Below are 11,581 nucleotides of genomic sequence, written 5' to 3'. Positions count from 1 at the left end.
TTGTGGTGAAAAACGCCGTTAGCGCTCTCCGCGACGATAGGGCTGCATCAGCGCTTGCGGAACGCGCGCGCGCCTTGCCATGACGATCAGCGCGATAATCGACATGATGTAGGGGATCATCAGGAAAAGCTGGTAAGGAACCGCCTTCCCATAGACCGTTTGCAGGCGAAGCTGAAAAGCATCGAACAGCGCGAACAGCAATGCGCCCAGCAATGCACGGGCGGGCTTCCACGATGCGAAAACGACGAGCGCGATACACACCCAGCCGCGTCCCTGCATCATGGTCGGGAAGAACGAGTTGAACGCCGAAAGCGTCAGGAACGCGCCACCAACCGCCATCAATGCACTGCCGAACATGATCGTGAAAATGCGCACACGGATCGGGTTGATGCCTTGCGCCTCGGCGGCATGAGGACTTTCTCCGGTCATGCGAATGGCAAGGCCGAGCGGTGTGCGGAAAAGCACATAGCCAAGCAAAAGTGCCAGCGGAATGGCGATCCATGTCAACGCTGTCTGTGTGCCCAATACCTGCCCGATAAAAGGCACATCAGCGAGGAACGACGGGTTCACGGGCTGAAACGGCGTGATTGTCGGCGGCGTCGAGGAGAGCGGCACCAGCAGTCGGAACAGGAAATAGCTGAGACTTGAAGCAAACAGCGTAATGCCAAGACCGACCACATGCTGCGACAGCCCGAGCGGGACAGTCAACGCCGCGTGCAGCAGGCCGAACAGCGCGCCCGAAGCGGCAGCGGCCAGCACACCCACCCACAGATCCGCCCCGTTATAGACAGTCAGCCAGCCGATCATCGCGCCAAAGGTCATGATGCCTTCGATGCCGAGATTGAGCACGCCTGCGCGTTCGCAATAAAGCGCGCCGAGCGTGCCGAAGATCAGCGGCGTTGCGATGCGCAGGACCGAGACCCAGAGGCCAGCAGAAAGCAGGATATCCATCAACTCGTTCATCGGGCGATCCTGTATTGGGTGAAGAACAATGCGACGAGCATGGTCAGGAGCGACAGCGCCACGGTGACGTCGGCAATGAAGCTCGGAATGCCGATGGCGCGGCTCATGCCGTCTGCGCCAACGAACATGGCGGCGGCAAAGAGCGCCGAGAAGATCGCGCCGATCGGGTTTAAGTTGGCGAGCATCGCGACGATAATGCCGGCATAACCGAAGCCCGGCGAAAGGTCGGTCGTGACATAGCCCTTCACACCCATGACCTGAATGGCGCCCGCCAGACCTGCCAGACCGCCGGAGATACAGGCGACCTTGATCAGTGTGCGACCGAGGGGAACACCTGCAAAACGCGCCGCACCCGGATTGATACCGGCGGCCTTGGTTTCAAGGCCGAACACGGTGCGCTTCTGCACATAGGCAATGATCAGCGCAAGCGCGATGGCGATCAGGATGCCGATATGCAGTCGCATACCCGCCATGATTTTCGGCAGCACGGCGGCATCCGGCACCGGTTCAGACTGTGGCCAGCCAAAGGCCAGCGGGTCTTTCATCGGCCCTTCGATCATCATGGAAACGAACAGCACGGCAACGAAGTTCAAAAGCAGTGTCGTCACCACTTCATCGACGCCGAAGCGCAAGCGAAGGCCGAGCGGGATCAGTAGAAAAATCATGCCAGCAATCGCGCCGACAATCAGCAGCAGCGGAATTAGGAGCGGCGCGGGCAACTGCAATTGCGTGCCCATGGCCACCACGGCCAGCGCGCCCATATAGAACTGTCCCTCAGCACCGATATTCCAAAGCTTGGAGCGGAAGGCGACAGCGGCGGCAAGGCCGGTCAGCATCAGCGGCGTGGCGCGTGTCAGCGTCTCGCTGATCGACAGCTTGTTGCCAAATGCGCCGATGGCGATCTGGCGGAAGGATTCGACCACCGGCGCACCGGCGGCGGCTATCAGCAGGCCCGCCAGCACGAAAGCGGCCAGGACCGCAATGATCGGTGCCGTAGTCACCAACGCCATGGGCCGCGTTTCGCGTCGTTCAATACGCATCAATTCAGCCCCTTCTTGGTATTTGCCTGCCATTCGCCAGCCATCATGAGGCCCAGTCTCTGCGCATTGGCTTCTTCTGCATCGATAGGCGGGGAGAGGCGGCCCTTAACAATCGCTTGAACACGATCCGCCAAGCCAATGATTTCATCAAGATCTTCGGAAATCAGCAGAACGGCTGCGCCCTTGGCGCGCGCTTCGAGAATGCGGGTGTGGATGGCCGCGACCGCGCCTTCATCCAGTCCGCGTGTCGGCTGCGCCGCGATGAGAATGCGCGGCGCGGTCTCCAGATTGCGACCCAAAATGAGCTTTTGCATATTGCCGCCGGAAAGCAGGCGGATACGACTATCCGGTGTGCCGCCGCGCACATCGAAATCCGTGATAATACGGTCGGTGAATTCGCGTGCCGCAGTGCGATTGACCAGAATACCGTTCGAGAATTTCGGATCGCGCACGCGCTCCAGAATGGCATTTTCCCACAAGGTCAGATCGCCAATGGCGCCTTCAGCATTCCGGTCTTCGGGAATACGCCCGACACCTTCTGCCACAAAGCGGCGCGGATCGAATTTGGTCACGGTCTGCCCCAACATGATAAGCGCGCCGCTTGCCGGCTGGCTAAGGCCCGAAACCAACCGTCCGAGCGCTGCTTGCCCATTGCCGGACACACCGATAATGCCGAGCGTTTCACCGGCACGAACCTGAAAATTCAGTTCCGAAAGGCGAGCAATTCCGTCCTCCACAACCGTGACATTGCTGGCTTCCAGCAACGTTTCGCCGGGGGTTGCAGCGGCGCGGGCAGGGCGCGAAACACGTCGTCCCACCATCAGTTCGGCCAGTTCTTCCTTGGAAGTCTCAGAAGCCTTGCGCTCGGCGACAAGCTTGCCGCCGCGCAGCACGATAACCCGGTCGGCGGCGGACATGACTTCATGCAGTTTGTGCGAGATGAAGATCAGCGACAGGCCTTGGCGGGCCATTTCTTTGAGCGTCGCGAACAGGCCTTCCGCTTCCTGCGTCGTCAGAACGGCGGTCGGTTCATCGAGGATCAGCACATCCGCGTCGTTATAAAGCGCTTTCAGAATTTCGACGCGCTGCTGCTCACCGACCGAAAGATCGCCAAGCCGCGCATCAGGATCGACCTTGAGGCCAAAACGCTCTGCAATCTGCGCGATCTTGGCGCGCGCTGCACCATGCGCGGATTTGAGCTTCCAGAGGCTTTCTGTGCCGGTAATGATGTTTTCCAGAACCGTGAGGTTGGGTGCGAGGGTGAAATGCTGGTGCACCATGCCTACGCCCGCATCGATGGCTGCGCGCGGCTTGCCCTGCGGGATTTCAACGCCCTTGACGAAGACACGTCCTTCATCCGGCACATAATGGCCGAACAGGATGTTCATCAACGTGGTTTTACCCGCGCCGTTTTCGCCGAGAAAAGCGAGGATTTCGCCACGCTCCAGCTTCAGCGAAATATCGTCATTGGCTGTAAGTGCACCGAAGCGCTTGGTGATGTTTTGCAGTTCAAGAACTGTTGTCGTCATTGGTTCAACCCCGCAACGGGAAATTTATGCTGCCAGCGGCGATCCGCTTCCAGCCGCTGACCGGCATTCAGAAGTAGCCTGTCCGCGCCCATGGGCGCGATAAGCTGCACGGCTAACGGCATCCCGTTGGCATCTTCTCCGAATGGTAGAGAAAGCGCCGGGAAACCGGAAATATTGGCAAGCGCCGCATAGGGCGCAAATTCGTTCATCTTCCGCCAGTGATTGTCCACATCGCCATGGTTCATCGGAAACGAGCCCAATGGCAAGGGCGCTCTGGAAAGCATCGGGGTTATCAGCACATCAATATCGCGGAAAATCTGCCAGAGCATATGCGAAGCGCTGACAGCGCCGTTCATGGCACGATAGAGCGCGGTTGCATCAAACCCGCGTCCACGCTCTGCAACCGCGCGGGTGAGCGGTTCCAGTTTCTCCTGATCGATTGCTAGAAAGTCGATTGCGGCTGCAAGATTGACGGAAATGATGCGATCGAATGCGCGTGCGCTGGAAGCGACAAGAGGACTTAGATCCTGCGCGGGGATTTCGCGGATGGCATGGCCTTGCGCTTCCAGAAAACGGGCGGCATCGGTCACAACCTGCATACGCTCTGCTGTGACAGGATAAGCGGCAAGGTCTTCCGCGACAAAGCCGACGCGCAGACGTTCCGGCAGCTCGCCCGCGCTCATGGCCGGATCAGGCAGAAAGCCCTCGGTGTTGCCCTCGACGAGCGGAAGCAGTGTCTTCGCATCGCGGATCGAGCGACACAGCGCAAACTCGCTGGCGATACCGGCGAGATAATTGCCGAAATGCGGTCCGGCGGGCATCGCGCCACGGCTCGGCTTCAGGCCGATCAGACCGCAGGTAGCGGCAGGTACGCGAATGGAGCCGCCTGCATCCGTTGCGTGGGCGATGCTGACAATCCCGGCTGCGACGGCTGCCGCCGCGCCACCGGATGAGCCAGCGGGAGAAAGTGTTCCATCGAATGGATGGCGAGCCAGTGGGCCGCTTTCCGGTTCGCTGGCGAGTGCAAGGCCGAATTCCGGCACGGTGGTCGTGCCGAAGAAATTGAGGCCCGCTTTGCGCAGGCGACTACCAAGCTCGGAATCCATTTGCGGCGAAGCGTTTTCGAAGGCACGCGAGCCAAGCCGGATCGGCAGACCGGCGCAAGGGCCGCCCAAATCCTTGAACAGCGATGGGATGCCCGCAAACGGAGCTTTGTCGGCGTGCGCGTCAAAGGCTGCGGCATTGGTACGGCCCAGTTCAGGATCGAGATATGCAATGGCGCCCAGAGGGCGCCATTTTTCTGCGGCTTCGAGGGCGGCATCCATGGCCTCTCGCGCATTTAAAACGCCTCCGGCAATCGCTTGCGCGAGTGCTGTTGCGTCCTGATGCTTGCTGTCGAATGCCACTTCTGCCGCCCTGTTTGCTGCTGTCTTACTTGGGCTCAGCCGCGTTCGGCTTGTACTCGAACTTGCCAGCCTTGATCTCGGCGCGTCGCGCTTCCATCTTGGCTTCGGCTTCTGCCGGTGCGACGCCCTTGACGTAGACGATGTCGTTGCCGCCTTCCTTCATGAGGCTGAATGGCGTGTAATCCTTACCGGTCGGCTGGGCGGCTTTCACATCTGCAATCGCTGCATTAAGGATTGGGCGGAAGTACCACATTGCATTGGCAAAAACCGTATCCGGATAGCGCGGTGTATAGTCGATCAGCGAACCGATTGCCTTGATGCCGCGTTCCTTGGCGGCGTCGGCGGTGCCGATGCGTTCGCCGAACAGAATGTCTGCGCCGGAATCGATCTGGGCAAGACCGGCTTCACGCGCCTTCGGCGGATCGAAGAAGGTGCCGATGAAGGATGCAATGAATTTCGCATCTGGACGGGTTTCCTTCACGCCATCCTGGAAGGCGTTCATCAGCATGTTGACTTCCGGGATCGGCACAGCGCCGACCGAACCGAAAGTGCCCGACTTGCTCATCGCGCCTGCCAGCATGCCTGCAAGATAGGCTGCTTCGAAATTCCAGGTGCCGAACACGCCGAAATTGTCGCCCTGCGGCTTACCGGAGGAACCCATGACAAAAGTGGTCTGCGGATAATCGCCAGCAACCTGACGCGCTTCGCGTTCGACGGCATAGGATTCGCCGACGATCAGCTTGATGCCCTGTTCGGCATATTCGCGCATGGCGCGGGGATAGTCGCTCGCCGAAACGCCTTCGGAGAAGACATATTCGATGACGCCTTCGTCATTGGCCTGCTTCAGTGCTTCGTGCAGGCGGGAGTTCCAGGCGTTTTCAACCGGCGAGGCGTGAATGCCTGCAACCTTCAGCTTTTCATCCGCTGCGAAAACACGCGTGGAAATCGCAGTTGCGCCGAGTGCCGCAGACATCGCAAGAATGTCGCGGCGGGTAAAGTTCGATAATTTGGCCATTTGGACCCCTCTTAAGGTGGTGTTTGTGCGTGCTTTCCATGCGCGACGGATTGCCCTGCACCCTGATCAGGAGGAGCATAAGCAATGTCTCGTATTTCCGACTAATCTGCCTTTAATTCAAGCGCTTTTATCGGTCGCTTGAAAAACAGGCACTGGTTTGTTGCTGCGTCGTGTTTGTTCAGCCGATGGGTGCGTAATCGGCGCCATCAACCGAAGACGGACGGCCTTCGAGATTGAGCGCACTGACACGCTGCGGCGTTTCAGCAATGATCTTGCCTCGCTTCACGACCGTCAGGCGGTTGGCCTTGAGGCGCAGCGCTTCCAGCGGGTCACGCGCCTGCAACACGACGAAGTCTGCATTGCAGCCCTTTTCAAGACCATAACCTTCCAGACCGAGCGCCTTGGCCGAATTGACGGTCAACGCATTGAAGACCTGTTTTTTGCCTTCGATGGACGTCATCTGCGCCACATGAACCGCCATATGACCCACTTCCAGCATGTCGCCGGAGCCCATCGAGTACCATGGGTCCATAACACAATCATGACCGAAGGCGACATTAACGCCAGCAGCCATCAGTTCCGGCACGCGGGTCATGCCGCGACGCTTTGGATAGGTGTCGGCGCGTCCCTGCAATGTGATATTGATGAGCGGGTTCGGAATAGCGTTCATCTGCGCTTCCGCAATCAGCGGAATGAGCTTGGAAACATAGTAATTGTCCATGGAATGCATGGATGTGAGGTGCGAGCCCGATACGCGACCCTGAAGCCCGAAACGCACGGTCTGGGCGGCCAGCGTTTCCACATGACGCGACATTGGATCATCGGTTTCGTCGCAATGAATATCGACCGGCAGGCCGCGCTCGGCGGCAATCCGGCAGAGTTCTTCCAGCGATGCAGCGCCATCGGCCATGGTGCGCTCGAAATGCGGAATGCCGCCGACCACATCGAGGCCCATATCGAGCGAGCGGTTGACGAGATCAACCGCGCCCGGCGAACGATAGTAACCGTCCTGTGGGAAGGCGACGAGTTGCAGATCGATATACGGCTTTACCTTTTCGCGCACCTCGATCATCGCTTCCGCCGTCAGGAGACGCGGATCGCTGACATCGACATGGCTGCGAATGGCCAGCAGGCCTTGGCAGACGGCCAGATCGCAATAGCGCAAGGCGCGCTCGACCATGGCTTCAACGGTCAGCATGGGCTTGAGTTCGCCCCAGAGCGCGATCCCTTCCAGAAGCGTACCGGAACGGTTGAGGCGCGGCAGGCCGAGCGACAGCGTTGCGTCCATATGGAAATGCGGATCGACGAAAGGCGGCGTGACGAGGCGGTTGGAAGCGTCGATTTCCCTGGCAGCCTGATGCTCGCCCTTGGACGGTACGATATCGGCAATCTTGCCGTCCTTGACCAGAATGTCCTGCTTCTCACGACCGTCAGGGAGATTAGCGTTTCTCACAATCAAATCGAACATCGGCAGGCCTCTTAAGTCATTGCAGGAAGATCAAGGCTGTTAAAAAACAGCACATTTCTAAAATGCCTTATACCCTCCGCGCCGTGGGCGCAATGGCGGGCAATGCGTAAGGGGTCGTCATCTACACAGGAACATGATAGGCCGCAAAATCATAGTTGCAGGATTGCCATGTTCACGATCAGTCGCATCGAAACCTATAGTCAGGAAATCAAGAAAAGTCGGTTTCTGGCAATTGCCGCGCCTGTTGCGAGCGAGCAGGCGGCGAAGGATTTCCTGAGCGAACATTCGGACCTTGCGGCCAATCACAATTGCTGGGCCTGGCGTATGGGGCAGAACTATCGTTTCAGCGACGACGGCGAGCCAAGCGGCACGGCGGGCAAGCCGATCCTGCAAGCCATCGACGGTCAGCAGCTCGACAATATTGCGGTGGTGGTGATCCGTTGGTTCGGCGGCATTCTGCTCGGTAGCGGCGGCTTGATGCGCGCCTATGGCGGCACGGCGGCGACCTGCCTGCGACAGGCGGAGAAGACCGCGGTGATCCCGATGATCGGTTTTGCCTTTGCCTGCGATTTTTCCGACCACGCGCTGTTGAAAGCGCGGCTGACCGCTGTGGATCATGTCGCGATTGCGCAGGAGAGTTTTACCGCCAATGGCGTGGAAATAACCGGCGCAATGCCTATTGCCGCGCAGGATGACCTGTCGCGGCTCGTGACGGACCTGACACGCGGCAAATCCGTCATCAAATTTGACGATTAGATATTGCCGCCCTTGGATGAATATTGCTGGCGCTTGTTTTCATACATCAGAAGATCGGCGCGTTTGGCGACGGCTTCCAGCGTTTCTCCCGGCGTGGTGGTTGCCGTGCCGATGGACAGGTTGAGCTGCAATTGGGAATAGTACTGATTGTTGATTTCAACCAGCCGCTTGATGTCTTCCACCATGGCTTCCGCGCCGCGCTCATCCACATAAGGCAGCACAATTGCAAATTCGTCGCCGCCGATCCGCGCGGCATGGCCGGGCAGCTTGACGGCTTCGTTCAGAACTTCGCCGATACGGCGCAGCAATCCGTCGCCTGACGCATGTCCCCAAAGATCATTGGCAGACTTGAGGCCATTTAGATCGATGATGATGATGGAAACAGGCAGGTGGCCCTTCCGCTCCAGCCGGTTGAGCTCATCCACATAAAAGGCGCGGTTGTGCAGCTTGGTCAGCACGTCGTGCTTGCCGAGATATTCCAGATAGGCTTCGGCCTTTTTGCGTGCGGTGATGTCCGTCAGCGCCACCTGCACCAGCGACCAGTCATTTTCATGGCCGGGCAGGACCGAGAACTGCAACAGAACGTGGCGTTCAGTGCCATCGAGTGCGTAGTTGATCACTTCGCGACGCTGGAACAGAATGCCATTCCACAGGTCGATCAGCTGTTCGCGGAAATGCGCTTCCATTTCTCCGCGCAGAATCTGCGGCAGGGATTGCAGCAATGTCTGCTTGTCGGGCGCGAGGAAAAGCTCCAGCGTCTCGTTGTTGATTTCCAGCACGCGGATTTCGCTCATGCACTGGCGCACGAATTCCGGGTGCACATCGGTGAACACGCGGAAATCGATAATGCCGCGCTCTCGCACATCGTCCATCAGTTCCTTGATGCGGCTGAAATCCTCAACCCACAGCGAAACCGGCGAATGCTCGAACAGGCCTTGCGCATGACGCTTGTGGCGATCCTGCTCGCGCATCGCGTTTTCGCGTGCGGTTACGTCTTCAATCGACAGGAGGACACGATCCCAGCTTTGTTCGTGACCGGGCAGGATACGGCCCTTCAGCTGAATATCGATGCGCCGGCCTTCCAGCGAATAGTTGATCGTGTTGCTGTAGAACGTGTCGGAGCCGTTCCAGAGCTGCACCATCTCGTCGATATGCGGTTCCAGCATATCGTCGCGGAAAACGCGCTCCAGATTGGTGACGAGGTGATCGATATCCTTCGCCTCGAACAGCGAAAGCGTCTTGCGGTTAACCGCGAGAACCCGGATGTGACTCGTGCAGATGCGAAGACGGCTCGTGTCTTCCATCAGAAAAGTCTTAAGGTCAGTGATGCCTTCCGACCGCCATGTATCGAACTGCTTGCGAAGACCGCTATAGTCTTCAAGCCAAAGAGAAATAGGAGCCAGATCGAAGATGCTGGCTTTGTCGTTCACGGCCGTCTCGATGTTCATTAGGTTCCCGCTTTTAACACCACCCTATTGCGAGGCGGCAATAAAATATCAGGGGCGCCTTATATTATGAAAGTGTTGAATAGACCAGCGGCTTTGAAGTCACAGCGATGCAATATTTATAACACTAAATAAGAAAATGCTGTTTCTTTGTGAGCCGGACGGCTTTGCCTTTTAGCTATCTGCACGAAAGACATAGGCTTTGTGTGCAGCGCTTATTGAAATTCGCCATTGCCATCACCATTCTGGCTTTTGCACATTATTCCACGCCAAATGTGGTTCATTTTCCTTGCGAACGAAGCAAAATTTTACGAGGTGTCTGGTATGAAAACCTGGAAGTGGTTGCATGAAACGAATTGAGTTGATGATTGAGAACATCATTCTGGCCTCGCGTTGGCTGTTGGTGGTTTTCTATCTGGGTTTGGCCATTGCCTTGGCCATTTATGCCGTATCTTTTGCGGGTAAGCTTTTCGACTTCGCCAGCAAGGCCACGTCGCTGAACGACACCGATACGATCCTGAAAATATTGGGGCTGATCGATGCGGCGCTGATTGCCAGCCTCGTGGTAATGGTGATCATTTCCGGCTATGAAAATTTTGTCAGCCGCTTCGATCAGGCGGGCGACGAGGTGCACTGGTTGGGCACGATTGATGCCGGTTCGCTCAAGATCAAGGTCGCGTCGACGATTGTAGCCATCTCGTCGATCCATCTTTTGCAGATATTCCTGAATGCCACGACCTATACGTCGAACCAGCTTATGTGGTTCACGATCATACATCTGGCCTTCGTCGTGTCTGCGCTGTTCCTTGCCTATATCGACAAGCTCACAGCCAAGGATAAGGGCAAGGCCAAAGGCAAGATCGAACCGAATATCTGATCGGCCTTCGCAGGCGTCAACACAGATCAAAAACGCCCGGCACTGCCGGGCTTTTTTATTTTTCTGGATGCTAATAAAGGAATTTGATCGCAATCAATGAAATCAAGCCGCTGGCGTGGGTTGATAGCGCCGGGACGTGTTCCATATCGCCTATGGGATGCGTTGCATTGCCATTCATCAAATCACTCAGGAAAGGATGAATCATGTCGGCTAACACGAAAGTTGCGCTCGTCACCGGTGCGGCACAGGGCATCGGTCGGGGCATCGCCCTTCGGCTGGCCAAGGACGGTTTTGATGTCGCACTGGTCGATCTCAAGGCGGACAAACTCAATGCTGTCAAAAAAAGAGGTGGAAGCCCTGGGCCGCAAGGCGTCCACATTCTCAGCCGATGTCAGCAAACGCGACGATGTCTATGCCGCTATCGACCATGCGGAAAAGGAACTGAGCGGTTTCGACGTGATCGTCAACAATGCCGGTATCGCGCAGGTTCAGCCGATTGCGGATGTGAAGCCGGAAGAGGTCGAGCGTATTTTCCGCATCAATGTCGATGGTGTGCTCTGGGGCATTCAGGCGGCTGCCGCCAAGTTCAAGGTGCGCAACCAGAAGGGCAAGATCATCAATGCTTCGTCCATTGCCGGTCATGATGGTTTTGCAATGCTCGGTGTTTACTCCGCCACGAAATTCGCCGTGCGTGCGCTGACGCAGGCCGCAGCCAAGGAATATGCAAGCGCGGGCATTACCGTGAACGCCTATTGCCCCGGCATCGTGGGCACCGACATGTGGGTGGAAATCGACGAGCGTTTCGCCGAGATTACCGGCGCGCCGAAAGGTGAAACCTACAAGAAATATGTCGACGGCATTGCGCTTGGTCGCGCCCAGACGCCGGACGATGTGGCATCTCTCGTCTCTTTCCTGGCGAGCCCGGATTCCGACTACATCACCGGTCAGGCCATCCTGACCGATGGCGGTATCGTCTACCGTTGATCCTACGTAAAGCGGGAAGATACCCCGCGCTTTCGCACGTGGGGTATCTGTCATTTATCCGGAAGCACCCTGTGTTAAACTGACCTCCTTGAAAGAGG

10 protein-coding genes and 1 pseudogene are annotated in these 11,581 nt (G+C 57.5%); 4 read left to right on the top strand and 7 right to left on the bottom strand.

Going from position 1 to position 11,581, the window contains the following annotated elements:
- Positions 1-18: 18 nt before the first annotated feature.
- The 6 genes from QLQ11_RS14400 to QLQ11_RS14375 all read right to left on the bottom strand — a co-directional run bounded on the left by QLQ11_RS14400 (position 19) and on the right by QLQ11_RS14375 (position 7,421).
- Positions 19-963: an ABC transporter permease gene (locus QLQ11_RS14400; protein WP_109367295.1), complete on the bottom strand. Its 945-nt coding sequence runs from the start codon at positions 961-963 to the stop codon at positions 19-21.
- Complete coding sequence (locus QLQ11_RS14395) at positions 960-2,003, bottom strand: ABC transporter permease (protein WP_283736154.1); 1,044 nt, start codon at positions 2,001-2,003, stop codon at positions 960-962. Before QLQ11_RS14395 ends, QLQ11_RS14400 begins: the two co-directional genes overlap by 4 nt.
- Positions 2,003-3,532 carry an ABC transporter ATP-binding protein gene (locus tag QLQ11_RS14390; RefSeq protein ID WP_109367297.1) on the bottom strand — a complete coding sequence of 510 codons (1,530 nt, stop codon included), beginning with the start codon at positions 3,530-3,532 and terminating at the stop codon, positions 2,003-2,005. Before QLQ11_RS14390 ends, QLQ11_RS14395 begins: the two co-directional genes overlap by 1 nt.
- A complete protein-coding gene (locus QLQ11_RS14385) occupies positions 3,529-4,938 on the bottom strand; it encodes an amidase (RefSeq protein WP_244597130.1) in 1,410 nt (469 codons plus the stop codon). The genes QLQ11_RS14390 and QLQ11_RS14385 overlap by 4 nt, the downstream gene beginning before the upstream one ends.
- A gap of 25 nt (positions 4,939-4,963) precedes the next feature.
- The gene (locus tag QLQ11_RS14380; RefSeq protein WP_109367298.1) at positions 4,964-5,953 is read right to left on the bottom strand and encodes a BMP family protein; all 990 of its coding nucleotides are present in this window, start codon (positions 5,951-5,953) and stop codon (positions 4,964-4,966) included.
- A gap of 178 nt (positions 5,954-6,131) precedes the next feature.
- Entirely contained in the window at positions 6,132-7,421 is a 1,290-nt protein-coding gene (locus QLQ11_RS14375; RefSeq protein ID WP_124915850.1) for an amidohydrolase family protein, read from the bottom strand.
- 168 nt (positions 7,422-7,589) lie between these two features.
- Here QLQ11_RS14375 and QLQ11_RS14370 point away from each other — a divergent pair, with 168 nt between their 5' ends.
- Positions 7,590-8,177: a YigZ family protein gene (locus QLQ11_RS14370; RefSeq protein WP_109367300.1), complete on the top strand. Its 588-nt coding sequence runs from the start codon at positions 7,590-7,592 to the stop codon at positions 8,175-8,177.
- On the opposite strand, the gene QLQ11_RS14365 is transcribed toward QLQ11_RS14370, so the two are convergent.
- Positions 8,174-9,625: a GGDEF domain-containing protein gene (locus QLQ11_RS14365; protein ID WP_109367301.1), complete on the bottom strand. Its 1,452-nt coding sequence runs from the start codon at positions 9,623-9,625 to the stop codon at positions 8,174-8,176. The genes QLQ11_RS14370 and QLQ11_RS14365 overlap by 4 nt on opposite strands.
- Before the next feature lie 343 nt (positions 9,626-9,968).
- Here QLQ11_RS14365 and QLQ11_RS14360 point away from each other — a divergent pair, with 343 nt between their 5' ends.
- The 3 genes and pseudogenes from QLQ11_RS14360 to QLQ11_RS14350 all read left to right on the top strand — a co-directional run bounded on the left by QLQ11_RS14360 (position 9,969) and on the right by QLQ11_RS14350 (position 11,483).
- Positions 9,969-10,499 carry a TIGR00645 family protein gene (locus tag QLQ11_RS14360; RefSeq protein ID WP_109367302.1) on the top strand — a complete coding sequence of 177 codons (531 nt, stop codon included), beginning with the start codon at positions 9,969-9,971 and terminating at the stop codon, positions 10,497-10,499.
- Positions 10,500-10,702: 203 nt separating this feature from the next.
- Positions 10,703-10,786, top strand: a pseudogene (locus QLQ11_RS14355) (diacetyl reductase); the annotation flags it as partial.
- 43 nt (positions 10,787-10,829) lie between these two features.
- Positions 10,830-11,483 (top strand): acetoin reductase, encoded by a 654-nt coding sequence (locus QLQ11_RS14350; protein WP_371835994.1) that lies wholly within the window; start codon positions 10,830-10,832, stop codon positions 11,481-11,483.
- The last annotated feature ends 98 nt before the right edge of the window (positions 11,484-11,581 follow it).

Origin of the sequence: Ochrobactrum sp. SSR (assembly GCF_030067775.1) — a bacterium.
Classification (GTDB): Bacteria; Pseudomonadota; Alphaproteobacteria; order Rhizobiales; family Rhizobiaceae; genus Brucella; species Brucella teleogrylli.
This window is presented reverse-complemented; position numbering and strand designations above follow the sequence as displayed.

Coding starts and splice junctions, on each gene's coding strand:
- QLQ11_RS14400 (WP_109367295.1), bottom strand. CDS start 963: ATGAACGAGTTGATGGATATCCTGCTTTCTGCTGGCCTCTGGGTCTCG.
- QLQ11_RS14395 (WP_283736154.1), bottom strand. CDS start 2,003: ATGCGTATTGAACGACGCGAAACGCGGCCCATGGCGTTGGTGACTACG.
- QLQ11_RS14390 (WP_109367297.1), bottom strand. CDS start 3,532: ATGACGACAACAGTTCTTGAACTGCAAAACATCACCAAGCGCTTCGGT.
- QLQ11_RS14380 (WP_109367298.1), bottom strand. CDS start 5,953: ATGGCCAAATTATCGAACTTTACCCGCCGCGACATTCTTGCGATGTCT.
- QLQ11_RS14375 (WP_124915850.1), bottom strand. CDS start 7,421: ATGTTCGATTTGATTGTGAGAAACGCTAATCTCCCTGACGGTCGTGAG.
- QLQ11_RS14370 (WP_109367300.1), top strand. CDS start 7,590: ATGTTCACGATCAGTCGCATCGAAACCTATAGTCAGGAAATCAAGAAA.
- QLQ11_RS14365 (WP_109367301.1), bottom strand. CDS start 9,625: ATGAACATCGAGACGGCCGTGAACGACAAAGCCAGCATCTTCGATCTG.
- QLQ11_RS14360 (WP_109367302.1), top strand. CDS start 9,969: ATGAAACGAATTGAGTTGATGATTGAGAACATCATTCTGGCCTCGCGT.
- QLQ11_RS14350 (WP_371835994.1), top strand. CDS start 10,830: ATGCTGTCAAAAAAAGAGGTGGAAGCCCTGGGCCGCAAGGCGTCCACA.